Annotated in this window: 22 protein-coding genes and 1 tRNA gene; 6 read left to right on the top strand and 17 right to left on the bottom strand. The window is 69.9% G+C overall.

All coding sequences use genetic code 11. The annotated features are described in order from the left end of the window. Window positions 1-14: 14 nt before the first annotated feature. Both JKG67_RS15450 and JKG67_RS15445 read right to left on the bottom strand, forming a co-directional pair. Complete coding sequence (locus tag JKG67_RS15450; RefSeq protein WP_203338231.1) at window positions 15-815, bottom strand: metallophosphoesterase; 801 nt, start codon at window positions 813-815, stop codon at window positions 15-17. Between the two features lie 38 nt (window positions 816-853). Then, the gene (locus JKG67_RS15445; protein ID WP_238998534.1) at window positions 854-2,062 is read right to left on the bottom strand and encodes a TerC family protein; all 1,209 of its coding nucleotides are present in this window, start codon (window positions 2,060-2,062) and stop codon (window positions 854-856) included. An 82-nt stretch (window positions 2,063-2,144) separates the two neighbouring features. Here JKG67_RS15445 and JKG67_RS15440 point away from each other — a divergent pair, with 82 nt between their 5' ends. Then, window positions 2,145-2,540 carry an SseB family protein gene (locus JKG67_RS15440; RefSeq protein ID WP_203338230.1) on the top strand — a complete coding sequence of 132 codons (396 nt, stop codon included), beginning with the start codon at window positions 2,145-2,147 and terminating at the stop codon, window positions 2,538-2,540. A 22-nt stretch (window positions 2,541-2,562) separates the two neighbouring features. On the opposite strand, the gene JKG67_RS19115 is transcribed toward JKG67_RS15440, so the two are convergent. From JKG67_RS19115 to JKG67_RS15425, 3 genes are read right to left on the bottom strand one after another with little or no spacing between them, the layout of a single operon-like run. Next, window positions 2,563-4,296, bottom strand: coding sequence for a DEAD/DEAH box helicase (locus JKG67_RS19115; RefSeq protein ID WP_203338229.1), 1,734 nt, complete (start codon window positions 4,294-4,296; stop codon window positions 2,563-2,565). Window positions 4,297-4,351: 55 nt separating this feature from the next. Further along, window positions 4,352-4,984: a histidine phosphatase family protein gene (locus JKG67_RS15430; protein ID WP_203338228.1), complete on the bottom strand. Its 633-nt coding sequence runs from the start codon at window positions 4,982-4,984 to the stop codon at window positions 4,352-4,354. Window positions 4,985-5,018: 34 nt separating this feature from the next. Next, window positions 5,019-5,762 (bottom strand): SDR family oxidoreductase, encoded by a 744-nt coding sequence (locus tag JKG67_RS15425; RefSeq protein WP_203338227.1) that lies wholly within the window; start codon window positions 5,760-5,762, stop codon window positions 5,019-5,021. A gap of 194 nt (window positions 5,763-5,956) precedes the next feature. Between JKG67_RS15425 and JKG67_RS18935 the strand changes: the two genes are divergently transcribed. Both JKG67_RS18935 and JKG67_RS15420 read left to right on the top strand, forming a co-directional pair. Next, window positions 5,957-6,088 carry a hypothetical protein gene (locus tag JKG67_RS18935; protein ID WP_275403394.1) on the top strand — a complete coding sequence of 44 codons (132 nt, stop codon included), beginning with the start codon at window positions 5,957-5,959 and terminating at the stop codon, window positions 6,086-6,088. Between the two features lie 84 nt (window positions 6,089-6,172). Further along, window positions 6,173-8,047 carry a penicillin-binding transpeptidase domain-containing protein gene (locus tag JKG67_RS15420; protein WP_203338226.1) on the top strand — a complete coding sequence of 625 codons (1,875 nt, stop codon included), beginning with the start codon at window positions 6,173-6,175 and terminating at the stop codon, window positions 8,045-8,047. Window position 8,048: 1 nt separating this feature from the next. On the opposite strand, the gene JKG67_RS15415 is transcribed toward JKG67_RS15420, so the two are convergent. The 3 genes from JKG67_RS15415 to JKG67_RS15405 form a co-directional block, all read right to left on the bottom strand. Next, window positions 8,049-8,879: an alpha/beta fold hydrolase gene (locus JKG67_RS15415; RefSeq protein ID WP_203338225.1), complete on the bottom strand. Its 831-nt coding sequence runs from the start codon at window positions 8,877-8,879 to the stop codon at window positions 8,049-8,051. Window positions 8,880-8,896: 17 nt separating this feature from the next. Then, complete coding sequence (locus JKG67_RS15410) at window positions 8,897-10,321, bottom strand: YncE family protein (protein ID WP_307816592.1); 1,425 nt, start codon at window positions 10,319-10,321, stop codon at window positions 8,897-8,899. Between the two features lie 65 nt (window positions 10,322-10,386). Continuing rightward, a complete protein-coding gene (locus JKG67_RS15405; protein WP_203338224.1) occupies window positions 10,387-11,214 on the bottom strand; it encodes a DUF1707 domain-containing protein in 828 nt (275 codons plus the stop codon). A gap of 56 nt (window positions 11,215-11,270) precedes the next feature. On the opposite strand from JKG67_RS15405, the gene JKG67_RS15400 reads away from it, so the two are divergent. Together JKG67_RS15400 and JKG67_RS15395 are read left to right on the top strand one after the other, a co-directional pair. Further along, entirely contained in the window at window positions 11,271-11,633 is a 363-nt protein-coding gene (locus JKG67_RS15400) for a hypothetical protein (RefSeq protein WP_203338223.1), read from the top strand. Next, window positions 11,633-12,019 carry a hypothetical protein gene (locus JKG67_RS15395; RefSeq protein WP_203338222.1) on the top strand — a complete coding sequence of 129 codons (387 nt, stop codon included), beginning with the start codon at window positions 11,633-11,635 and terminating at the stop codon, window positions 12,017-12,019. The genes JKG67_RS15400 and JKG67_RS15395 overlap by 1 nt, the downstream gene beginning before the upstream one ends. On the opposite strand, the gene JKG67_RS15390 is transcribed toward JKG67_RS15395, so the two are convergent. The 6 genes from JKG67_RS15390 to JKG67_RS18930 all read right to left on the bottom strand — a co-directional run bounded on the left by JKG67_RS15390 (window position 12,003) and on the right by JKG67_RS18930 (window position 20,719). Then, window positions 12,003-12,836, bottom strand: coding sequence for an alpha/beta hydrolase (locus JKG67_RS15390; RefSeq protein WP_203338221.1), 834 nt, complete (start codon window positions 12,834-12,836; stop codon window positions 12,003-12,005). The genes JKG67_RS15395 and JKG67_RS15390 overlap by 17 nt on opposite strands. Before the next feature lie 8 nt (window positions 12,837-12,844). Continuing rightward, window positions 12,845-13,447, bottom strand: a complete 603-nt coding sequence (locus tag JKG67_RS15385; RefSeq protein ID WP_203338220.1) for a class F sortase — start codon at window positions 13,445-13,447, stop codon at window positions 12,845-12,847. Beyond that, entirely contained in the window at window positions 13,444-14,712 is a 1,269-nt protein-coding gene (locus tag JKG67_RS15380; RefSeq protein WP_203338219.1) for a hypothetical protein, read from the bottom strand. Before JKG67_RS15380 ends, JKG67_RS15385 begins: the two co-directional genes overlap by 4 nt. 311 nt (window positions 14,713-15,023) lie before the next feature. After that, entirely contained in the window at window positions 15,024-15,935 is a 912-nt protein-coding gene (locus JKG67_RS15375; protein WP_203338218.1) for a DUF559 domain-containing protein, read from the bottom strand. Between the two features lie 165 nt (window positions 15,936-16,100). Then, the gene (locus JKG67_RS15370; RefSeq protein WP_203338217.1) at window positions 16,101-19,622 is read right to left on the bottom strand and encodes an indolepyruvate ferredoxin oxidoreductase family protein; all 3,522 of its coding nucleotides are present in this window, start codon (window positions 19,620-19,622) and stop codon (window positions 16,101-16,103) included. Next, a complete protein-coding gene (locus JKG67_RS18930) occupies window positions 19,622-20,719 on the bottom strand; it encodes a Glu/Leu/Phe/Val family dehydrogenase (protein WP_203338216.1) in 1,098 nt (365 codons plus the stop codon). The genes JKG67_RS15370 and JKG67_RS18930 overlap by 1 nt, the downstream gene beginning before the upstream one ends. Before the next feature lie 162 nt (window positions 20,720-20,881). Between JKG67_RS18930 and JKG67_RS15360 the strand changes: the two genes are divergently transcribed. Next, the gene (locus JKG67_RS15360) at window positions 20,882-21,331 is read left to right on the top strand and encodes an Lrp/AsnC family transcriptional regulator (protein ID WP_203338215.1); all 450 of its coding nucleotides are present in this window, start codon (window positions 20,882-20,884) and stop codon (window positions 21,329-21,331) included. A 274-nt stretch (window positions 21,332-21,605) separates the two neighbouring features. Here the strand turns inward: JKG67_RS15360 and JKG67_RS15355 are convergent, their stop codons facing one another. From JKG67_RS15355 to JKG67_RS15345, 3 genes are all read right to left on the bottom strand, one after another. Then, a complete protein-coding gene (locus JKG67_RS15355; protein ID WP_203338214.1) occupies window positions 21,606-22,406 on the bottom strand; it encodes a class I SAM-dependent methyltransferase in 801 nt (266 codons plus the stop codon). Window positions 22,407-22,515: 109 nt separating this feature from the next. Next, on the bottom strand, window positions 22,516-22,749 hold the full coding sequence (locus JKG67_RS18625; protein WP_238998533.1) for a response regulator transcription factor: 234 nt from the start codon (window positions 22,747-22,749) through the stop codon (window positions 22,516-22,518). A gap of 1,627 nt (window positions 22,750-24,376) precedes the next feature. Then, window positions 24,377-24,460: transfer RNA gene (locus tag JKG67_RS15345), tRNA-Leu, on the bottom strand. Window positions 24,461-24,521 lie beyond the last annotated feature (61 nt).

The raw sequence follows: 24,521 nt of genomic DNA, 5'->3' as shown, positions 1-24,521 counted from the left end.
CTCGCGAGTACGGACTACATCGGGACGGCTCGCCAGTGCGTCACCACCCGACCGTCGTCACCGACCAGGTGCACCGCGAACATCGGGGGCAGCTCATCGGTGACCAGCGGCAGGTCCTCGGCATCGAGAGTGACCGTCGACGCGACGCCGCCACCGACCAGCACCGGTACGCCGGCGAAGGTGGTGGCGCAGGCGGTGTGCGCGTGCCCGGTGAGGATCGCCTGCACCTGCGGATGGTCGGCGATCACCTCGGCCAGCGCCTCGGGGTTGGCGAGCATGATCGAGTCCATCAGACCGACATGCACCGAGGTCGGCGGGTGGTGGAGGCAGAGGTACGTCGGGCGTCCGGCGGCCCCGGCCTCGGCCCGCGTCTCGGCCAGCGCGTGGGCGAGGAACTCCAACGACGCGGCGGACAGCTCCCCCGGGTCCACCCGTTCGCCCGGCGGCGCGCTGATCAGCGAGTCGAGCATCACGAACCGCGCCGGGCCGACGTCGTGCACCTCGTCGCAGCGGTAGCCCGGGTCCAGGGCACCGCCGGTGTCGGTCGACCTCAGCAGCCGGGCATAGGGCTCCCGCACGTCATGGTTGCCCGGGCACAGCAGCATCGGCGCCGGGCCGGGCCAGCTGCCCAGCACCTCGCGCGCCTCGGCGTACTCCTCGTCGGTGCCGTGGTCGGCGATGTCCCCGGTCACCAGCAGCACGTCCACCGCGGGGGTCATCGCGGCCAGGTGCTGCAGCACCCGGCGGGTCCGCGCCGCCGCTCCGGGAAGGCCCCCGAAGTGGGTGTCGGTGAGGTGGGCGATCGTGAATGTCACCGGCTCAGTCAAGCACTCCGGGGGTCCGGGCGCATGCCTCAGGAGTTCGCGTCGTCCGCCCGGCCGGCGCGATGGTCGTCGTGGATGGCGTGGGCGCGGCGGAACATCTCCAGCAGTGAGTCGTCGTCGGCGAGCATCTCGTCGGCGTACTTGGCCTCCAGCGACCGCACCGCAGCCTCCTCGTCCAGCAGTTTGAGGTAGACCCGCTCCCGCTCCTGCGGGTCGGCGGTGTACTCGAGGTCGAGGTAGGCCTCGGCGTGCCGCCGGGCGCCCTTGACCACCATCTGCGCCTTGCCCTTGGCGCTGAGCAGGGACGCGGTGACGGTGACGCTGAGCACCCCCAGGATCACCAGCAGCGACACCACGGTGGGCACCTCCAGCACGTCCACATGCTCACCGTTGTTGATGAACGGCAGGTTGTTCTCGTGCAGGGCGTGCAGCACCAGCTTGACGCCGATGAAGCCGAGGATGACCGCCAGGCCGTAGGAGAGGTAGATCAGTCGATCCAGGAGTCCGTCGATGAGGAAGTAGAGCTGTCGCAGCCCCATCAGCGAGAAGGCGGTGGCGGTGAAGACGATGTACACGTTCTGCGTCAGGCCGAAGATCGCCGGGATCGAGTCGAGGGCGAACAGCAGGTCGGTGCCGCCGATGGCCACCATCACCAGCAGCATCGGGGTGAGCGCCCGGCGGCCGTTGTGGATCGTGAAGAGCTTGTCGCCGTCGTAGTGGTCGGTGGTGTGGAAGATCCGCTTCGCGGCCCTGATGATGAAGTTGTCCGCGTCCGGGTCCTCGTGGTCGGAGCGGAGCAGGTTGACCGCGGTGATCAGCAGGATGGCGCCGAAGAGGTAGAAGGTCCACGCGAAGGTGTTGATCATCGCGGCACCCACCGCGATGAAACTGGACCTGGCGATCAACGCGAAGGTGATGCCGAAGAGGAGCACCTTCTGCTGGTCCTCGCGGGGCACCCGGAAGCTGGCGATGATCACCAGGAAGACGAAGAGGTTGTCCACCGAGAGCGCCTTCTCGGTGATGTAGCCGGCGAAGTACTCGGTGCCCATCTGGTGTCCCCCGAAGAGCCACACCCCGACACCGAACAGGATCGCGATGCCGACATAGATCGACGACCAGATCGCGGCCTCACGCAGGGTCGGCGCGTGCGCCTTGCGGACATGGAAGACGTAGTCGAAGAGCAACAGTCCGGCGATCCCGGCAATGGTGACCGCCCAGACCCACATGGGTACCGACAACTCGGATCTCCTTCTCCACCGGTGCAGGGGCGGCGTCGCCACGCTGCGATCACGATACGGCCAAGGTGGTTAGGGTGGCGACATGACCGAGGTGAACGGTACCCGCCCCCCGACCGTGCTCGAGGCGGCCATCCAGGCCCATGCCGAGGGCGACATCGAAGCCGAGGCCCTGCTCTGGGTGCTGGCCTCCTCGGTGCTGCTGCTGCCCGAGGTGGAGGCCGACGGGGAGACGGTGGCGCTGGTCATCGAGGAGGACGGCGGTGACTGCCTGGCGCTGTTCACCGACGTCGACCAGGTCCCCGACCTGGGGGAGTTCGAGCCGGCCTTCGACGAGATCAGCGGCGTGGAGGCGTTGTTCAGCCTCCCCGACGACACCGGGATCGCGGTGAACCCCGGCAGCGAGGCCAGCTTCTCCATCGACGCCCAGAACGCCACCATGCTCCGCGACCACCTGGCCGACCACGGCCTGCGGGTGTGACTGGCCGGGTGTGACGCGCTGATCAGCCCTTCGGGCCGCGGCCCTTCGGTGGGCCGCTGTGCCGGGGGCCGCCTGCGCCGCGACCACGGGGGCCGGGACCGCTGTCGGCCTCCATCTCGATCAGCTTCCCGGAGATCCGGGTGCCGCGGAGCCGGTTCAGCACCTCCACGGACATGTCGGCGGGCAGCTCCACCAGCGAGAACGCCGGGTGGATGGTGATCCGACCGAAGTCGCCCCGGCTGAGGCCGCCCTCGTTGGCCAGCGCGCCGACGATCTGCCGCGGCTCGACCTTGTGCCGCTTGCCGACGGCGAGCCGGTAGACCACGCGCCCCTCGGAGCCGGGACGGCCCCTGCCCGGAGGCCGGCCGCTCGGAGCCCGGTCGCGGCCGCCCTCGGACGGCGGCGGCAGCGCAGCCCGCTCGTCGAGCAGCAGCGGCTCCTCGCCGGTGAGTACGACGGCCAGTGCGGCCGCCACGTCGATGTCGGCGACGTCGTACTCGCGCACGTAGTGGGCGACGACATCGCGGAAGAAGGCGACCTTCTCCTGCTCCTCGAGGGCGGCGGTGATCTGGTCGTCGAACTTGGCCAGCCGCTGCTCGTTGACGTCCTCGATGCTGGGCAGTTGCATCTGGGTCAACGCCTGGCGGGTGGCCTTCTCGATGGCCTTGAGCAGGTACCGCTCCCGGGGGGTCACGAAGGAGAGGGCCTCGCCGGAGCGGCCGGCCCGGCCGGTGCGACCGATCCGGTGCACGTAGGCCTCGGTGTCGGTGGGGATGTCGTAGTTGACGACGTGGCTGATCCGTTCCACGTCGAGACCGCGCGCGGCGACGTCGGTGGCCACCAGGATGTCGAGGCTGCCGTCCTTGAGCTGGCCGATGGTGCGCTCGCGCTGCTGCTGGGAGAGGTCGCCGTTGATCGCCGAGGCGGAGAAGCCGCGGGCCCGGAGTCGTTCGGCGAGCTCCTCGGTGGCCTGCTTGGTGCGGACGAAGACGATCATCCCCTCGAAATTCTCGACCTCGAGGATCCGGGTCAGCGCGTCCACCTTCTGCCGGTGGCCGACCATCAGGTAGCGCTGGGTGATGTTGGTCGCGGTGGTGGTCTTGTTCTTGACCGTGATCTCGACCGGGTCGTTGAGGTGCTTGGCGGAGATCCTGCGGATCGCGGCCGGCATGGTGGCGGAGAAGAGTGCCACCTGCTTGTCGGCCGGGGTCGTCGCCAGGATCGTGTCCACGTCCTCGGCGAAGCCCATCTTGAGCATCTCGTCGGCCTCGTCGAGGACCAGGAACCTCAGCTCGGACAGGTCCAGGGTGCCTCGGTCGAGGTGGTCCATGATCCGGCCGGGGGTGCCGACCACGACGTGTACGCCGCGGCGCAGCGCGGAGAGTTGGATGCCGTAGGCCTGGCCGCCGTACACGGGCAGCACGTGCACGCCCGACAACTTGGAGGCGTAGCGCTCGAAGGCCTCGGAGACCTGCAGGGCGAGCTCACGGGTCGGGGCGAGCACCAGCGCCTGCGGGGTCTTCTGCGCCAGGTCGAGGCGGGACAGGATCGGCAACGCGAAGGCGGCGGTCTTGCCGGTGCCGGTCTGCGCGAGACCCATCAGGTCGCGGCCCTCGAGGAGGGCGGGGATGGTCTGTGCCTGAATCGGGGAAGGGGTTTCGTAGCCGACGCTCACGATGGCGTCGAGGACGCGATCATCGAGGCCAAGATCGGCGAAGTTCGGGGAAGTATCGGCGGCTGCCGGGCTGTCGTTCACCGTCCAAGGGTAGGCGCAACCGCCTGCGCCGGGCGATTCGTCGTGCGAACCGGCCTCAGCGGTGGGTGACGTGCTCGCCGAGGTGGCTGTGCTCGTTGAGGCTGAACAGCACCGGGTTGCCGTCACGTCGAGCCAGCTTGGTCAGCGACGCGTTCACGCAGGAGAACGCGATCGGCAACCAGCCTTCGGGGCTGCCGGTGAGCAGCCGGGAGACGCTGGAGCCGATCGGACCACCGGAGGTCACCACGAGCACCCGGCCGGAGGGTGCCAGCGCGACGGTGCGCTCCATCGCCGCAGCCACCCGCGCTGCGAAGTCCGGCCAACTCTCGGCGTACTCGTGGTCGCGGGTGCCGGACTGCCAGGTGGCGATGGCGTTGAGGAAGACGTCGTCATCGATCACTCCGCGGCGTGGCCCGCTCTGGTAGACCTCGATCACGTTCTCGTGGTCGAACTCGTTCCAGCCCTCGTCGACGGCCACGTCGAGATCCCAGCCGGCGCCCTTGAAGATGCCGTCGACGGTCTCGGCGTGCCGGGTCAGCGACCCCGACACCACCAGGTCCGGACGCAGGTCCCGGGCCGCGAGGCCCTCGCCGAGCAGTTGTGACTGGACGTGACCGAGGTCGGAGAGGGCGTCGTAGTGGTCGGCCCCCCACGAGGCCTGGGCATGGCGAGCGAGCAGCAGGGTCACACCGAACAGCGTAAGCGGTCCCCTGACATCGGGGTCAGGTGAGTCGGCGGACCACCGGCATCGGCGCATGCTTCACCACGTTGCCCAGGGGCATCCAGGGCCACGCCGGCACGGAGGCCTTGGCCTTGCGCTTCTCGATCGCGTCCACCATCGCCTTGACGCCGGTCTCGGTGTCCACCATGAACATCGGCGCCTGTTCGACCTTGTCGTTCATCTCCGAGCGGATGTAGCCGGGGAAGAGGATGGTCACGTCGACCCCGGGCACCCGCTCGTTCTGCAGCCCCTCGGCCAGCGCCGCGACCCCTGCCTTGGTGGCGGCGTAGGTGGTCAGGTTCTTCTTCATGCCACGCAGCGCGGAGATGGACGAGATCATCACCAGGTGGCCCTGCTTCTGGGCGCGGAAGATCTCCATGGCTGCCTCGGTCTGAGCCAGTGCGGCCACGAAGTTGGTCATCGCCGTCTCCCGGTTGGCGGCGTAGCGGCCGGTGCCCAGCGGCGCGCCCTTGCCCAGTCCGGCGTTGATGATGACCCGGTCCAGGGTCCCGAACGCCTCGGCGACCTCGGCGAAGACGGCGAAGACCGCCTCGTCGTCGGTGACGTCGAGTGCGCGTACCTCGATCCGGACGTCGGGGTGCGCGGCGAGGATCTCCTCGCGCAGGGCCTCGAGCCGGTCGGTACGGCGGGCAGTCAGCGCCAGGTGGTGGCCGAGCGCCGCGAACTGGCGGGCCATCTCGGCGCCGAGACCGGAGCTGGCGCCGGTGATCAGGGTGGTGGTCATGGCTGCACCCTAGTGGCGGGGGCGCCCGACGGACACAGTGGAGCGAGATCGCCGATCGCCCCGCTCGGATGGCCCCACAAGTGGAGCAACGAGTCCACTCCGGACCCGATTCTCGTGTCTCAGTGGGGAATCGCTTGCGGTGAGTGACGTGTTGGGGTACGTTAAGTGAACAGAAGGTGAACAGGAGGTGTCTCATGAAGGATCGGACGTGCGGCCGAAGCGGCCTCACCCTGCGCTGGGTGCCCGTCAAGGACAAGAGCGGCCGCGTGCACATGGAGGCCCGCTGGACCGCCCCCGAGGCCGTCGCACCACGCACCGCAGCCTAACTCAATCGACCTCGACCCCTGGACCTTCCGGTCCGGGGGTCGCGTCATGCAGGGTTCGCGCAGCGTTCGGGCAGGATGTGACTCATGCCCTCGCGTCTCGGCTCGCTCGCGCTGCTCACCGCACTCATCACCTCCTCCTGCGCCCTGTGGGGGTCGGACCCGTTGGAGGGCGCCGAGGACGCGGCCACCCGGCTCGTTGCGGCGCTGGAAGGCGGCGATCTGGCCGAGTACGGCGCCGATGCGGACACGTCGTACGCCGAGATCACCGACGGTCTAGGCGATCCGGAGGTCTCACTCGGCGAGCTCCGACTCGATGCCGACGAGACACCTGTGGTGGCGGTCGCCGAACTTCGCTGGCGCTGGGCGCTGACTGAGGACGAGACCTGGAGCTACACCACGAACGCCCACCTGGAGTCGGTCGCGTCCGACGACGGCGGCCTTTGGCGGCTGCAGTGGGATCCCTCGGTGGTGGAGCCGTCGCTGGTCGAGGGGGAACGGCTGCGGCTGCGCACCGTCGCCCCCCGCCGCGGCGACATCCTGGGTGCCCGCGACGAACCGCTGGTCACGCTGCGTGACGTGGTGCGGTTCGGCGTCGACAAGTCCCGCGGCGACCTCACCCAAGCCATCGAGGCCGCCCGACATGTCGCGGACACCGTGGGGGTGGACCGGCGTGCCTACGTCTCCCGGGTGCGCGCCGCGGGCGAGCGGGCCTTCGTCGAGGCGGTGACCCTGCGGGCCGACGACGCGGCGCCCCTGCTCGCCGACGGCTCGTACGACGAGGTGCCCGGCGCCGCCGCGTTGGGCACCCGGATCCCGCTTGCTCCCACCCGCACCTTCGCCGCGCCGATCCTGGGACGGTTCGGCGAAGCGACCGCCGAGATGATCGAGCAGTCCGACGGTGAGTTGCAGCCTGGGGACCGGGTCGGCCTGTCCGGACTACAGGCCCGCTATCAGGAGCACCTGGCCGGCAACCCCGGGCTGGTGGTGGAGGCGGTAGCGGTCGACGCCACCGCCCGTGAGCTGCACACGGTCGAGGTGGAACACGGCCGGGCGCTGCGCACCACCATGGATCTGGACCTCCAGGAACTGGCCGAGGAGCTCCTCGGCGACGTGGCGCCCGCCAGCGCCCTGGTCGCCGTCCGCCCCTCCGACGGCCACCTGGTGGCCGTTGCCAGCGGTCCGGGCTCGGCCGGCTACAGCACCGCGACGCTGGGGCAGTACCCGCCCGGATCGACCTTCAAGACGGTCACCGCGTTGGCGCTGCTGCGCTCGGGGTTGACGGCCGACTCAGCACTGGACTGCGCCGCGGTTCAGGTGGTCGACGGACGACGCTTCACCAACTACAGCGACTACCCCAGCGGGCAGTTGGGCCGGATCGACCTGGCCCGGGCAGTGGCGCACTCGTGCAACACCGCCTTCATGGCGGCGCGTGATCGGATCGAGCCGACGCAGTTGAGTCAGGCCGCCGCGGCCCTCGGGCTGGGCGTGGATCAGTCGGTGGGGTTCCCGGCATACTTCGGCTCGGTGCCGGAGCCTGCGTCCGAGACCGGCTGGGCCGCCTCCCTGATCGGGCAGGGCCAGGTCCTCGCCTCGCCGCTGGCGATGGCCGCGGTGATGGCGTCGGTGGTCCGGGGCGAGACGGTCACCCCGACCCTGGTCCTCGACCACGACACCGCACCGACGCGGCCGGAGCAGCCACTCACTCAGGCAGAAGCCGAGGCGTTGCAGGCGCTGCTCCGCGGCGTCGTCAGCGATGGCACCGGCCGGTTCCTGGCAGGGCTGCCCGGCCCGCCGGCGCTGGCCAAGACCGGCACCGCCGAGCAGGACCAGTCCGACGCCGCCGCCTGGATGATCGGCGCTCAGGGCGACCTGGCGGTGGCGGTACTGGTTGCCGAAGGCGAGTCCGGCTCCCGGACCGCCGGCCCGATCCTGGCCGAGTTCCTGCGTCGGGCCCGGTGAGTCAGCCGACCTCGACGCGGCCGAGGATGGCCTGTGCCAAGGCCTCCGGGGCCTCCTCGGGGATCCAGTGGCTCACTCCGGGCAGCACCACCAGGTCGTAGTCGGCATGCACGTGGCGCGGGGTGAGGTCGATGCCTTTGCGCACCAGCGCAACGTCGTCGTCGCTCCAGACCATCGTGGTCGGCACCGAAACCGGGCCGAGTTCGGCAGCCAGTGGCCAGGTGAGTGGCAGACCGCGGTAGTAGCCGAGGCCACCGCGCAGCGCGCCGTCGGCGAGCACCCCCTCGACGTACTCCTCGATCTGGGCCTCTGTCATCCCCGCATGGCTCAACGACCGTCGGTACGCCGCCGGGCGCCGCATCATCAGCTCGGGCAGGAACGGGATCTGGAAGAACCCCATGTACCACGACCTGGCGAGTTGGGTGCTGCGCAGCATCGAGCCGAGGAATGCTCGCGGATGAGCCACCGAGACGGCCGTCAGGGACCGCACCGACTCCTGCCGAGTCGCGGCCGTCCCCCAGGCCACCGTGGCCCCCCAGTCATGGCCGACCAGGTGCGCCGGACCGGTGCATTCCAGCAGCGCCGCCACATCGCCCACCAGCAGCGGCAGCCGGTAGTCGCGCCGCCGCTTCGGACGGGCCCCGGGCGAGTAGCCGCGCAGGTCAGGGGCGATGGTGCGGACGCCCCGGTCGTTGAGGAGCGCGGCGACCTGCCGCCAGCAGGTACGCCGCTGCGGGAAGCCGTGCAGCAACACCACGATCGGCCCGTCCAGCGGCCCGGAGTCGGTGGCTTCGAAGGTCAGGCCATCGTGCTGCCAGGACTCGATCCTCATCGGGGTCGGCTCGGTGGTCACAACGTGAGCTGGACGCGGCGGCTGATCTTGCCGTCCCGGACCCGTTGCGGATGCCGGCCGACGGGCACCTTGGCCACCACCTTCTCGGTGGCGTAGTCGATCACGAAGACCTCGTCAGTGCCGCTCATCGACATCCAGCAGTGGTTGCTGAACGGGCTGGTGGTCGCCCAGTAGGGCTTCTTGCCGCCGTGGAAGAGCTTCCGTCGACTCGGGTCGGCGGTGTGCACGATGGCACCGTAGTCGCTCATCGTGCCCGCGACGCAGAGCTTGCGGCCGTTCTTGTTGATGGCCAGCCCGTGGTGCGCCGAGTCGAGCACGTACTGCTCGCGCAGCATCCCCTGGACGTGGTCGGCGATCGGCAGGTGCACCACATCGCGGACCGCACCGGTGCGGGGCTCGGGGAGACCACCGGCGACGTAGTCGACCTGGCCGTTGAGGTCGGGCGCCTCCAGGTCGAAGACGACGTACCCGTGGTGGAAGGAGACCTGCAGGTAGACCGTCCTCTCGTCCGGGGAGACCGCCATCGGGCGGACCGCCGAGCTCATGTTCGGGAAGCCGGCCTCGGCCAACTCCTTGCCCATGTCCCAGCGCGCGAGGATCTTGAAGTCGGAGTTGCGGACCCGTTGGAACCAGCGGTCGGCCTTGATCAGGTCGTGGATGATGCCTAGCTCGGGGTAGTCGCCGGGGGTGTAGACCCGTCCGATGCTGGCGTGCAGGATCTCCGCGCCGTCGTGGATGTACTCGCTCTCGTGCGGCGTCTCGCCGGACTCGAAGGAGCGCAGGTACTCACCGGTGCGCGGATTGTCCAAGCCGCCCATCACGTACTCGTGCACGGTGCGGTCGGTGGAGTCGGAGACCAGCAGCCGTCGCCCGTCGGGGGAGACCTGCATGTGGTCGGTGCGGTAGCCGTTCATCAGCTGCCGGGCGACGATCCTGCCGGTGGCGATGTCGATCCAGACCACGTCGGCGAAGCTCGGTCGGGAGACCGCCAGCAGGTTGCCGTCGCGGGTGGTGAACATGTCGTCGACGTACTGGTCGTTGCCCTCCCCCACGATCTGCTGGATCGCCAGATAGAAGACCAGCTTGTCGGGGCTGAGGAGGATCTCCTGCATCCGAGCAGCCTTGTCCGGGATGATGTTGATCGTCTTGAGCGGCGTGAAGGTGCGCGCATCGACGATCGTTGCGGTGCCCGCCCAGTTGTTGCCGACGAACATCACCGGCCGGTCCCCCATGTTCACGGCGGTAAGGGTGTGCTTCAGGGGCCGGGCGACCGTCTCCAGCGGAGCGGCCAGCGAGGCGGCCACCCCAGCGCCGAGCCCGACAACGGTGCCCCGCTGGGTGGAGGCGGCCGTCGGGGTGACCACCGCGACGAGGGCGGCCACCAGCGCGGCGACGAGGATGAGCGACAGGCGACGGGACACGACGACACTCCCAGGTGAGTTGAACCGGTGCAACTACCAACGAGTAGCCGCGCCCCGGGTCACGATCAGCGTCCGTCCAGGGTGCCGTCGGCACCGATCGTGAACCGATGGCCCGCCCCACCATGCTGCACGGTCAACTCCATCGCGTCGCCCCGAGGCCAGATGACGATGTAGTCCGGCGACTGCCCCGGCGCCTGCGTGCCGGCCAGCGCGAGAGCCTCGTCGACCAGTGCGGGGGTGAGATCGGCCAGGTCGAAGGTGGGGCCGAAGCCCGTGAAGACCGAGCCGCTCGTGAACACGCCGGCGCGCCACCACCAGGTCTCGACACTGCCCTCCCCGGCGGGGACGCGGACCACGAACGAGTCCTCGAAGATCTGCAGGTGGGCGACCTCGTCGTGGCCCAACTCCTCCTCGACGAGAGCGCGGATCGCAGCCACCCCGGCGCCGTCGAGCAGCTGCTCCGGGCCCTCCGCGGCGATCTCGTCGGGAGAGTCGTCGAGGACGCTGGTGAACTCATCGAGGAGCCCGCGGCCCTGCTCCCACACCGCCGACCCCACGTTGAAGCCCACGAAGGCGATGGCGATCACCACCAGCGCGATCCAGTTGGTCCGCTTGCCGCTCGGGGGCCGGGCGGGCGTGACCACGTGATGGGTCTGGACCGGGATGGAGGCGGGCTGATACGGGGCCGGTGCCCCGTCCCTGGAGGTGCTGGCGTGCAGCCCCATCAGGGTCATCTGGATCTCGCCACGCCGTTGCGCGACCTGGACGTTGCGGACCCTGACGTCGTGGTCGGGTTCGCTGAGTACGCCGGCATCGCGGGCCTGGGCGAGCCGTTTCAGGGCGTGGGCGCGCTCGAGTGAGCCGACCCGGTGCTGTGCGTCTTCTCCGAACACCTTCTGAGACTAGCCGGGATCGGCGAACACGGCGCCGGATGGATAGGCTCGGCGCCGTGTTCCCGACACTGACCTTCACCATCGCCCTCTTCCTCGCCGCTGTCGCGGTGCTGTCGCTGCTCGCTCTGGCGGTCCCCGCGGTGGAGGAGTTCGCCCGGATGGCGATGCGGGTCGGCCAACTCGCGGTGGTCGCCGTGGTCGCGCTCGACGTGGTGATGCTGCTGCAGGGTCACCAGCCGCCTGAACGCACCACCCACATCGGCTACGCCGTGGCGGCGGTGGGCCTCCCGGTGCTGCTGCTGTCCCGGCGCCCCGAGGCCGAGGGCGAGCCGGCACCCAAACCGCACCTGGCAGTCGTCGCCGTGACGGCGGCGGCCACCTGCGTGATGCTGGTCCGGCTCCAGCAGACCTTGAACTGATGCGGCCGGTGCTGATCGCGGTCTACGCGGTCTTCGCAGTGGCCGCCGGAGCGCGATCGGCGGTGCAGATCGGCACCCGCTTCGATGACGCGCCGCTGGCCTTCAGCCTGTCCGCCTTCGCGGCGGCGGTCTACCTGGTGGCCACCGTCGCGCTGCGCTGGCACGGTCCGGTGGCCTTCTGGGTGGCGACGGTCGCCTGCCTGATCGAGTTGATCGGGGTGCTGGCGGTCGGGACGCTGAGCCTGGTCCGCCCCGAACTCTTCCCGGCAGCCACCGTCTGGTCGCAGTTCGGCTCCGGCTACGGCTACCTGCCGCTGGTGCTGCCGGTGGTCGGCCTCTGGTGGTTGGGGAAGGTCGGCCGCACCCAAATCAGCCGCGCCGGCTGAGCTCGTCGCGCAGCCGCTGCGTGGCCTCCACCAGGGGCGCGCCGAACATCGGCGGATCGTTGTGGCCGACGCCGCCCAGCAGCACGTCCTCGACCAGATCCGGGGCTTCCGCGGCGACGCGGGCGGACAGTTCGGTCGGGATGACCGTGTCCGCATCACCGCGGACCACGGTCACCGGGACACCGGCGCTGGCCAGATGCTCGGTGGTGGGATAGCGGTCCTTCAGCAGCCGGCGTACCGGCAGGAACCCGTAGTGATGAGCGGCCACGTCGGCGAGCTCGGGGAAGGGTGAGCGCAGCACGATGCCGGCCGGCGGATCGGTCACAGCCAGTGCGGCGACCACCCCGGTGCCCAGCGACTCACCGACGTACAGGGTCCGCTCCGGCGGGTGGCCGAGCTCCCGCAACGCGGCCGCTGCGGCGCGGGCGTCCTTCGCGAGCCCCTGCTCGTCCGGACTGCCGGGGTTGCCGCCGTAGCCGCGGTACTCCATCACCAGCACAGCGAACCCTGCCTCGGCGAACTGAGCCGCGATGTCCGCGCGGGCGAGCCTGTTGCCGCCGTTGCCGGGGGCGTAGAGCAGCGCCCAGGCGTCCGGGTCGGGCTGCGGCAGGTGCCAGGCGGTGAGTTCCAGGCCGTCCTCGGTCCTCAGCGTCAGGTCCGCCGCGCCGGGGATGACCGCGTTCGCCGACGGCACCGGCGAGGAGTCCGGGTAGTAGATCAGGGAACGTTGCAGGGAGTACATCAGCACCAGCATGCCTCCTGCCACCACGACGAAAGCCGCCGACCACGCCGCGGTACGGCGGATCGACGGCCTCATCACGGCTCTCAGTTCAGTGCTTCCGAGCGCTCCTCGTGAGGACGTGAGCCGATCGGCTTGGCGAACAGGATGATGTTGGACTGGTACACCCTGCCGTCGAAGTCGGTGCAGGTGATCAGCACCAGCCTGACCTGCTTGCGGTCCTGACCGAAGAGCATCTCGGCGTTCTCTGCCAACTCGGCCCGGGAGTAGACGAAGATCTCGGTGGCTTCGTAGTCGAAGAGGCCCTCCCGGGTGCGGACCCGGACGGTGTCCCCTACTTCGACGTCACCCAGGTCGTTCATCACGCCACCACCGCGGGCCACGGTGTGGCCGGTGATGACGGTCTGGCCGCGGGTGGCGCCGGGCTTGGCGCTGCGCTCCCACCAACCGACCTCGTTGACGTTGTCCGGGGGCCATAGCACCCCGTCCATGTCGACCTCGATGTTGCGGATCGGTGCCCTCAGGTCGATCGAGGGGACGATCAGTCGGACCGGTTGGGCCGGTGCCACCTTCGGCTCCTTGACAGGAGCCGAAGGGAGCACCGCGCCGGCGAGTACCAACACCAGGCAGAACGCCAGGAGGGATGCTGCGAAGGTTCGCAGGTACTCGCCGACGCGGTCACGATTCACTGCAGGATGCTCCTCCGGCCAAGCAGACCACCGGCGAGGGCCAGGGTGAGCAGCAGGCCGACGGCGATGCCGCCGTAGTTCGGTCCACCGCTGACACCGGAGGCAACGACGGTCGGGACCTCAGGAAGCTTGGGCTCCTTGGGCTCCTTCGGCTCCTCAGGCTCCTCCGGCCCCTCCGGGCCCGTCGGCGGCGCGAAGCGACCGTTCGGGCCACAGGTCACGTTGGCGATCTCGGCGTTCACCAGCGGAGCGTCGATGAACTCGATCGCGGCGGGCAGCACCTCAAGGCTCAGACCGGTGACCTCGATGTAGCCGGCGGAAGCGGACTGCTTGTTGAGTACCACCTTGAGCAGGTTGTCCTGCAGGGCGCTGGTCAGCGGCAGCAGGCCTTCGTTGAGCTGTTCGAGCAGTTCGTCGAGGAGCAGGTCACGCAGCGGGTTGAGCAGCGCGTTGTTGACCTCGGCGAGGGCACCGTCGAGCATGTTCGCGACCTGCTGCTCAACTCCGTCGAGCAGCACGTTGACCACGTCGTCGATCTGAACCAGGACCTCGGTGTTCGGGGCCGGGTTGGCAGGCAGGCTGACCAGGTTGATCCGGTCGCCGCCGGGGATCTGCAGGTAGATGTCGCCGTCCACGATGTTCGCGGTGCCTTCAGCAGAGCCGGGCAGCGCGACGCAGCGGGCTTCGACGGCACCGAGCGAGCCGAACAGGCCGATCTCACCGAGCGCCGTGTCGCCGATCGCGTCCGCGAGCGCGCTGGTGAGCGGGCCGAGCAGAGCGTCGATGAGCGGGTCGCCGATTGCGTTGAGCGGGGCGAGGGCGGACTGGACGTTGAAGAGGTCCGCGTTGCTCAGGTCGACGTTGGCCAGGCTGACGCTGATCGGCTCACCGGGAGCGATGCAGGACGAGTCGCCGACCTCGACGACCGCGCCGCCTTCACCGGCGACACCGGAACAGGCGAACGAGTTGCCGTCACCGTTCTGGAGCACCCGTGCGGTGGCCTCCTGGGCGAGCACGCTCAGCTGCAGCAGGTCCTGGCCGTCCAACAGGCCGACCGTGGGGTTGGTCTCACCGGTGACGGACTCGCTGGTGCCATCGTGGGTGGCCTGGACGGTGCCAGAGTCGAACTCATTGCCAGCGATACCCAAGGTGAGGGCATTGGCAGTGGACTGGGACACGATGGCGGCATGAGCCGGGGCCACAGTGAGGATGGTGAGCGCGGCCGCTGCCGTAGCAGCTCCGATTCGCATTACCGTTCGGTTCACGGGTATATCTCCTGGTCTTCAGTGTCCACGTCTACGAGCCTCAACCTCGAGTCCCCCGTAGGCCGACACATACGGTTTGCCCGAGCCTCGAGCTCGGACACGGGTGCATCCTTACAAGACCTCAACGACAGGCTGCCGCGTTGGTCACTGGCTAGACGCTACGGACACCATACTGTGACGAAGGTCCTGCGAGGAAACGGGACCAAAGTCTGCGTGAGATCCCCCCAATCGTCCACATGTGCAGTTTGCGGGGCCGATCGCCCGCGATCCGCCCCTGCATAGGTGCGTATGTGCAGTTTGCGTGGAGCCGATCACCGGTGTCCGGGGAAGTGTGGACGCCAGTCATCGGAGAGCTGAGCGGGCACGCCCGGCTCGCCCCGCGCGCGCAGCACCCGGTGGATCCGCTGCAGCGTCCGCTCCGGTTCGGCGTAGATGCCCTTGGCGATCACGACGAGGATCCGCCACTTGTCGTCATCGATCGCCTCCCGACGATCGAGGTCGGACTCCCACTGCTGCTCGCGCTCGATGTGGTGGCGGCCGTCGTACTCGACGATGGTGCGCGACCGTCGATAGCTCAGGTCGTACCTGCGGATCGGCTCGCCCACGACGTTTCGGATCGTCACATTCACCTCCGGCTCGGGCAGCCCCGCAAGGACGATGAGCATCCGCAGGCGCGTCTCCATCGGCGAGTCCACGCGCGGCCGCACATAGCTTGCTGCGCGGCGAGCGGCGCGGGTGCCGAGGCGACGGCTTACCGCACAATGCTGGACGAGTTCCGCGGGCGTCAGCCACCCACGCCGGACCAAGGTGTCGCCGACCACCACCAGGTCGACCAGCGGCAGCAGTTCGGCCAACTCGATGAACATGTCGCCGCAGGTCGAGACCCGGAGCCCGCCGACCACTCTGACCTGATCCGGTTGGGCGACGTGGACCTTGATGCCGTCGCGGCGGCGCCGGTCGCCGGGCGAGCACACCGTGACGTGCTCCTCGGGCAGGGTCGGGACCGGCACGTCGTACAGACGCGCGGCGGAGGCGTGGCTGAGATGAGCCGAGTCCGGGAAGGGCGCCAGTGCAGCCTCGGCCCGCAGCATCGGTGTTATCGGGACCGAGGCGTCCACGTAGATCCCGCGGAAGATCCGTCGGAACCGCGGTCCGCGCAGTACCTCAGCACTGATGCCGGTCGCCACCGCCTCAGAGCGGGAGAACGGACGCTGCAGATCCATGGCCACGAGCCTGCCCGGATCCGTCCGAGCGCGCCGAGGTTATCCACAGGCTCGCCGCGCGGACCTCGCAGTCCGACTCACATGTGCAGTTTGCGGGGCCGATCTCCCGCTTCCCACGACGCAAGCGGTGCACGTGCACCGTTCGTGGGGTGGGGCCAACGGCGCTCAGGCGACGTCGGCCACCGACGCCGGCGGCTCCACGCCGAGCGCACGCAGCTCGGCGACGTAGGTCGCCACGTTGCGCAACTTCACCGTCTCGTAGCCCCGCACCAGGTCGGGCAGTTCGGCGATCCGGACCGCCCGGTCGTACTCCGCGACGGTCAGCGACCCGGCGAGGTCCTCGACGAGGTGGCGGTAGTGGTCGCGCAGGTCCCGCTCCACCTTGCGCAGGTGGGCGTACCCGAACAGGTCCAGCCGGGTGCCGCGCAGCCGCTTCATCCGGGCCAGGGCGCGCAGGGCGACCTGCGACCTGGGACCGAACGACATCTTCTTGTCCCGACCCATCGCGCGCAGCGCTGGCGGGTGCAGCTTGAACGCGATGGTGCCGCCGGGGAAGGCCTCGCCGGTGGTGCTGAGGAACTCCGGGTCGGTGAGCAGGCGGGCGACCTCGTACTCGTCCTTGTACGCCGTCAGTTTGAAGAGGTTGCGGGCCACGGCCTCACTGAAGCGGGTCTCGCCGGTCACGCCACGCTCGGCGGCGGCGACGCGGGCCACCACGTCGACGTACAGATCCGCGATCCTGGCGTCCTGGTAGTCGACCAGGTCGGTGGCGCGCAGGCTGACCAGTCGCAGCACCTCGCCGTCGAGGCCGGACGCTGCCACCGACGCCGGCACCACGCGTGGCGCCGGCTGCGGCCGCTCGACGACACCGGCGGCACTGAAGGCGGCGGGGTCACTGACGGCGGCCCGCCCCCAGCGGAAGGCGGCGACGTTGGCCGCGACCGCGGTGCCGTTGATCTCGATGGCCTCTTCGATCGCTGCGGCCGGCAGGCGCAGCGCGCCGGTCTGGTACGCCGCTCCCACCAGCAGGAAGTTGGCGGCCATAGTGTTGCCGAAGATCCGGTCGGCGGCCTCCAGCGCGTCGAAGCCGAACAACTCGGAGGTGGCGGTCCGGACCCGGTCGAGCATGCCCGCCTCGTCGGGGTGCTTCACCGCCGGGTCGAAGACCATCGACCCGGTCGGGGTGCGGCTGGTCGAGACCACGGCCGTGGTCTGCGTCGGGTCACCGAAGACCAGGTTGCGCTCCTCGGCCATGGTGAGCAGGTCGAAGCCGAGGAAGCAGTCGGCCGAGCCGGGGGTGAGCCGGTTGGCGGGCTCGAGGTCGCCGGCGGCGAACCGCAGGTGACCGACCACCGGGCCGGCCTTCTGGCTCAGGCCGGTCTGGTCGAGCGACTCCACCGCGTAACCAGCCCGCAGGGCGGCGGTGGCGAGCACCTGGTTGACGGTGACGATGCCGGTGCCACCGATGCCGACCATGAACACGTTCTGGGTGGTGGTGATGGTCTGCTCGGCGTCACTGGCGGCCACCTCCGGCGGGGCGGCGATCTGCGTGCGCTTGCGCGCCTTGGCCGGCGCACCGGCCCGCTTGCGGCGCAGCCGGCGGGTCTTGGGTGCGGTCTCGATGGTGACGAACGACGGGCAGTCGCCGTCCAGGCAGCTGTAGTCGGTGTTGCAGGAGGTCTGGTCGATGCGGGTCTTGCGGCCGTACTCGGTCTCGACCGGCTGCACCGACAGGCAGTTGCTCTTCACGCCGCAGTCGCCGCAGCCCTCACAGACCGCCTCGTTGATGACGACGCGCTGGGTGCGGGCGGGCAGGGTGCCGCGCTTGCGCTGGCGGCGGGCGTCCGCGGCGCAGTGCTGGTCGTAGATCAGCACGGTGGTGCCGGGGATCTCCCGGAGCATCCGCTGCGCCTCGTCGAGACGGTCGCGATCCCACAGCAGGGTGCCCGGGGCCAGGTCGCGGCGGCGGTGCCGGCCCGGCTCGTCGGCGCAGATGATGATCTTCTTGACGCCCTCGGTGTGCAGCTTGTGGGTGAGTTGCGGCACGGTGAGCGCGCCCTCGGCGTCCTGGGCCCCGGTCATCGCGACGACGTCGTTGTAGAGCACCTTGTAGGTGATGTTGACGCCGGCCGCGATGCACGCCTGGACGGCGAGCTGGGCGGAGTGGAAGAAGGTGCCGTCGCCGACGTTCTGGAAGATGTGCTCGGCGTCGGTGAACCACGCCTGGCCGATCCACTGGGCGCCCTCGCCGCCCATCTGGGTCACGCCGGTGACGGCGCTGTCGGGGCGGTCGGAGATGGTGACCATGGCGTGGCAGCCGATGCCGCCGCCGCCCATCGATCCCTCGGGCAGCACGGTCGAGCGGTTGTGGGGGCAGCCGGAGCAGAAGTACGCCGACCGGTTGACGGGCAGCAAAGGCAACGAGATCCGCTTCGGCTTCGGCGGCGTCACCTTCACCCAGCCCTCGAGCGCGTGCCGCAGCGGCGCGAGCAGGCGTCCCGCGGTCAGTTCGCCGTCGGCGGGGATCAGCGGCAGGCCTGTGGCGTCCTTCTTGCCGAGGATCGCCGGGGCGCGGTCGGTGCCGTAGAGGAGGTCGCGGATCTGCATCTCCATGAAGGAGGTCTTGTCCTCGACGACCAGGATCTGCTCGAGCCCCTCGGCGAATCGTCGTACGGCCTCCGGCTCGACCGGGGACATCATCCCCATCCGCATCAGGCGTACGCCGGCGGCGACCAGTGCGTCGTCGCTGATGCCGAGGTCGGTCAGGGCCTGACGCAGCGAGTCGAAGCAGCTGCCGGAGGCGACCAGTCCGAGGCGGGCACCCGGGACGTCGATCTCGGTGACGTTGAGGCCGTTGCGTGCGGAGTAGTCGTGGACCAGCGCGGTGCGCGGTCCGACGAGCTCGGCCTCGGCGCCGACGATCATCGGCGGACGCAGCACGATCGGGCTCTGCGCGTAGGCGTAGGGGTTGCCGTTCCACTCGATCGCCGGCGTCACCGGAGTGAGGTCCAGGTCGGCGCTGTCGATCACCCAGGCACCGTCGGCGACGTCGGCGACGATCTTGAGGGCGACCACGCAGCCGGTGTGGCGGGACATCTCGATCGCGTGCAGGCCGAGGGTGACGATCTCGGTGGAGTTGCGCGGGAAGAGCACTGGAATCCCGAGTGCCGCCAGGGATCGCTCGCTCACCGCCGGCACCGTCGACGACTTCGAGGCGGGGTCGTCCCCGACCAGCAGGACCGCGCCGCCGCGGCGGTTGACGCCGTACATGTTGGCGTGTCGGAGGGCGTCGGTGGCCCGGTCGACACCCGGACCCTTGCCGTACCAGAAGCCGGTGATGCCGTCGTACTTCGCAGGCGCGGCCGGGAGGTCGATCTGGCTCCCCCACACCGCGGTCGCCGCGAGCTCCTCGTTGAGGCCGGGCACGAATCGGATGTCGTTCTCGTCGAGCACGTCCTTCATCTCGGCGAGCATCCGGTCGAGGCCGCCGAGCGGGCTGCCCTGATAGCCCGAGACGAACGATGCCGTGTGCAGTCCACGGCGGCGGTCGAGGGCACGGTGCTCGATGAGCAGGCGGGCGATCGCCTGTACGCCGGTCAGCAGCGTCGGGGGGCCGCCGACGCGGTAGCGGTCGGCGAGGTCGTAGGCGTCGGTCTGCGGGGCCGGGGGGTTGAGAAGCTCGGTCATCAGGCGTCCCGCCGGTCGCGGGCGGGTGCGGCGTCGACCCGTTCCTGCACGATCGTGTCGGCGACGTCGCCGGGCAGCTCGCCGATGGTCTGGGCGCGGTCGAGGATGTCGCGCACCGTGGTCCCGATCGCGGCGATCCGCGCCCGCACCTGCTCCGGGGTGTGCTCCCATATCTCGCTGGCCACCTGGATCAGGCCGCCGGCGTTGGCGACGAAGTCGGGCACCCAGGTGATGCCCCGCTCCCGGAGCAGCGTGGCCACCGAGGAGTCGAGCAGCTGGTTGTTGGCGGCACCACAGACGAGCGCGGCCTTCAGCTGCGGCACCGTGGCGGGCGTGAGGGTGGCGCCCAGGGCGCAGGGGGCGTAGACGTCGACGTCGGCGTCCAGCACCGAGGACCGTACGGCGACGCCGGGGTGTGCCTGCCGCAGCCGGTCGATCGACGTGGCGGACGGGTCGGCGACGGTCACCTGCGCGCCCGCGTCGAGCAGCAGCTCGACCAGGTGGCTGCCGACCTTGCCGACGCCCTCGACACCGACGTGTCGACCGGCCAGACCAGCGGCCCCCCAGAGATGCTCGGCGGCGGCACGCATCGAGCAGAACACGCCGTACGCCGTGGAGAAGCCGCTGTCGCCGGAGCCGCGGTTGCTGCCGACGACGTACTCCGTGGACTCGCCCACGTGGTCGAGGTCGCCGGCGGTGGTGCCGACGTCGGCGGCGGTGAAGTAGCGGCCGGACAGCGAGTCGACGAAGCGCCCATAGGCACGCATCAGGTCGGGGGTCTTCAGCGTCGCGGGGTCACCGATGATGACGGCCTTGCCGCCGCCGAGCTCGAGCCCGGCAGCTGCGGCCTTGGAGGTCATCCCCTCCGAGAGCCGGAGCACGTCGGCGAGTGCCTCGCGCTCGGAGCCGTAGGGGTAGAAGCGGGTGCCGCCGAGGGCGGGCCCGAGGGTGGTGTCGTGGATCGCGATGATCGCGCGCAGGCCGGTGGCCTCGTCCCGGCAGAAGATGACCTGCTCGTGGGCGCTGCTGCCGAGGACGTCGACTGGGTCGGCGGCGGTGGCGCGGGTGTCGTGCGGGGCGGGAGGGGCGATGGTCATGGGTGGACTCCATCTCAGGGGTGCGCGGCGGTGCACCGAGCCTCTCGCCTCGTGACTCAGACCACAACCGCTTTCGCTGCATTTAGCGACAGATCGCAAACCTGAGGCCATTCCCACCCGGATCTGCACACGTAGTAGGACGTCGGACGTAGCATCTGTTGCGTGAGCGATCAGGCCAGCCTGGACAAGACCGACCGTGAGATCCTGCGCCTGCTGCGGGAGAACGCGCGCCGCCCGCTGCGTGAGATCGCCCAGGCGGTCGGCCTGACCGTCGCACCCGTGCAGCGGCGGATCGCCCGACTGGAGGCGACCGGCGTGATCGGTCGCTACACGGTCCAGATCAACCAGAGCCGGATCGCTGCGGGCATCGAGGCGGTCACCGAGCTCCGCTTCGACGGCCACCGCGATCTGGCTGCCATCATGGAGTCGGTCGCCCAGATCCCGGAGGTCGAGGAGGTGCTCACCCTCGCCGGCGACCCCGACGCGCTGGTCCGGATCCGGGTGGACGGTGTCGAGCACCTGCGCAGCGTGGTCAGCCGGTTGCGCTCCGGCGACGGAGTGGTCGGCACCAAGACGCTGGTAGTGCTCGAGGAGTGGACGCGCTCGCCGTGATCGGAGCCGAACTGACGGTTCCCGCCAAACACAAAGCCCCAGGTCAAAGACCCGGGGGCTGTTGTGCGCGAGGGGGAGTTGAACCGTAGGAGCACCACGCTCGATCACACGAAAACCCGCGTCCTGAGCGCGAAACCGGCGTTCCGTTGCCTCCGGTTGGTCCCGTTCCCTCGGGGGCGTGCACCCCAGGGGTGCACGAGCCAGTGTCCGGTTGACCAGCCGCCCCCCTGAGCGCGGCGGCGCGAACCCGTTCCACCACTGGTCCGACCCCAGGTCACGCCGAGGCGATGACGTAGCGCGACTCGGCTTCGATCCGGTATCCGCCGCTCGCGGTTCGGAATGGCGCCGCGGCGCGCAGGATCGCATCGCGGACGGCGTCCTCGCCGGATGTCCGGATCGCGACGGCTGCGACTCCCGTGGAGAGGTTTGCCAACAAGAACGCCTCCTGGTCAGGGTAGTCGAGCGGAACGGGAAGGTATCCGCTTGCCGTGGCCCGCAGGCCGGCCCGCTCGATGAGCGTGTCCAGAACATGCTCCTCGGCGAGCGCGGCAGGTCCGCCGACCCCGGGCGGCGGCGGTGGCAGCAGCGGCGCGAGCCCGGTGACGATGGCGGTCAGCTCGGAGTGTTCCGGTCGGCCCCACACGACGATGACGACGGGGGCTGCCGGCCTCGCGACGCGTTTGATCTCGGCGAGCGCGGCGCCCGGATCGGCCGCGAACTGGACCGAGTTGAACGCGGTCACGCAGTCGAAGTGGTCGTCGGCGAAGGGAAGGAACTGGAGGTCTCCGACGTGGAACTCACCGTCCGGGACCAGCTCACCGGCCAGGTCGATCAACGACGCGGCGGCGTCGATCCCGGTGACTTGGTATCCCTGCGCGGCGGCGAGTCGGCAGAACGTTCCGGCGCCGCAGCCCACGTCGAGGACGGAGCCCCCCGCGGGGACATCGACGAGCGGCCAGATGTTGTCGTAGATACTGTGGTGCCGTTCCTCCTGTGCGGCCCAGTCGCGAGGACGCGCCCCCCACAACGGACCTTGGACTGGTGCTGAACCCTCGGCGGTGCGCATGTCGGTCATGGCAATCTCCTTCGATTAGGTACGTCGAGGCTCCGCCATGCGGGCGTGCCGCCGCATCGCTCAGAGTGGCCATCGTGGAGACATGGCCGGTCTCGGCCATGTCCGCCGCTCAATCGAGCATGCCGTGCCGGACCGCGAAGGCCACTGCGCTGGAGCGCTTCCCGACGCCCAGCTTGGCCAGGATGTTCGAGACGTGGCGATGGACGGTGTGCTCGCTCAGCGTCAGCCGGGCCGCGATCTGCCTGTCGGCCAGCCCTCGGGCGATCAGCTGGAGCACCTCGGTCTCTCGTCTGGTGAGGAGGCCGGCGTTGGGGGCGCGGTGCTGCTGGAGACCCCAGCTCATCGAGCAGCGCGGTCGCGGACTCGACGTACAGGGGCGCCTGCAGCTTCTCGAAGACGGCCAGGGCGGTGCGCGCCTCCGCCTCTGCGACCTCGGGCCGGTCGGCAGCGAGGACCCGCGCGAGGTCAAGGCGGCAGCGGGCCGCTTCGAGGGGGAGCCCTGCTCTGGCGAACCCACCGATCGCCCGCCGGAAGCAGTCCAGCCCATCCCCGACACCGGAGGCCACGGCGATCCTGCCGCAGGCAGCGGCGGCAGCCGCCCCTGCCCAGTCGTTCTCGTGCGTCTTCGCGATCTCCACGAGCTGGTCGGCGCACGCCGTCGCCGCCTCGTGCTGGTCCTGCGCGATCTGGACGTCCACCAGCAGCGCCAGAACCGGGACGGCGGCGGACCCGGACGGTTCGATCGTCCCCAACGCGCGGATGAGGATCTCGTGCGCGATCGCGGGCTCGCCTCGCTCGAGATGGACTGCGGCGAGCGGCCGGGCGGCATCGACGGCTGCGTCCACATCGAGCTCACGCAGGAGCGCCTCGGCCTCATCCAGGCGACCCTGCCGCACGCGCAGATCCGCCAGCCGGGTCACGGCGCCCAACCGCAGCGACGAGCGCTGCCCCAAACCCCAGAGGTCGATCGCCTCGGTCAGCACCTGCTCGGCTTCTCGCCAGCGCCCAGCCGCGGTCAGGATCGCGCCGTAGTGCGTCCGGCAGAAGGCGGAGATGCCAGGCAGTCCACGACGCGCGGCGAGGGCTTCGCCGGCCCGGATCCACTGATCGGCCCGACCGACGTCGAGCGCGTGCTCGCACGCGGCGAAGAGTTGGCAGAAGACCTCCTCGAGCACGCACAGGTCATCGATCTCGCCGCCGGTCACTGCCGCCAGGGCGTCGTCGAGCAGAGCCATCCCGTCCGCAGCGCGATCCCCGTGCACCATGCTCGCGCCCAGATAGGCCAGCGCCGCCACCTCGAGGTCGGTGTCTCGCCATTGGCGGGAGATGTCCAGCGCCTGACGGAACAGCACTTCCTTGGTACGGCGGTCCGACGCGGCCATGCCGCAGTTAAGTGCGACCCACCCATGCTCCGCAGAAGCGCCGACCTCCCCCAGCATCCGCTGAGCACGCCCGATCCAGCCGCCAGCAACAACGGCGTCGCCGACGATGGCGAAGTACATGCCGCCCAGCGTTCGCGCGACGCGCACCGCGCCGACGGTGTCGTCCCCCGCGCGGTAGGCGACGTAGGCCTGCTCCCATTGCTCGATGGCCCCGCCGAAGTCCAGGTCGAGGTAGGCCGCTCGAGCCAACATCTCGAGCACCGGGGCGGTGAGCGGTTCCCCCGCCAGAGCCTCCCGCGCCGTTGCCGCAGCGCCCGCCCTCAGCGCGATCTGGGCGGCGGCCAGGGCCTCCGGGGATGGGGCACTCACGCGCTCATGATCGCAGTACACGCTTCATTTCTCCATCGGCGCAGCGCTGCCCTTCGGTCGCCGCTGGGCGCACGCTGCCGACGCTCCGCGCGCGCAGTTGGTGCGGAAGTCTCCGGGCGTCGGATGATCGCCGGCGATGCGTCGGCGTACTTGGGTGGCCGAGATCAGAGACGCGAAATGACGAAGCCCCGGATCCGAGGACCCGGGGCCTGTCACACGTGCGCGAGGGGGGAGTTGAACCCCCACGTCCTTTCGGACACACGGACCTGAACCGTGCGCGTCTGCCTATTCCGCCACTCGCGCGTGAAGCAAGGGTGAGGCTATCCCAGGTGTTGCGACCAGTCCAAACTCAGGGGTGACCGAT

This window comes from Nocardioides limicola, from assembly GCF_016827675.1.
In the GTDB taxonomy this organism is placed as follows: Bacteria; Actinomycetota; Actinomycetes; order Propionibacteriales; family Nocardioidaceae; genus Nocardioides; species Nocardioides limicola.
The sequence above is the reverse complement of the archived record's forward strand: the minus strand, read 5'-3'. Positions and strand labels throughout refer to the sequence as shown.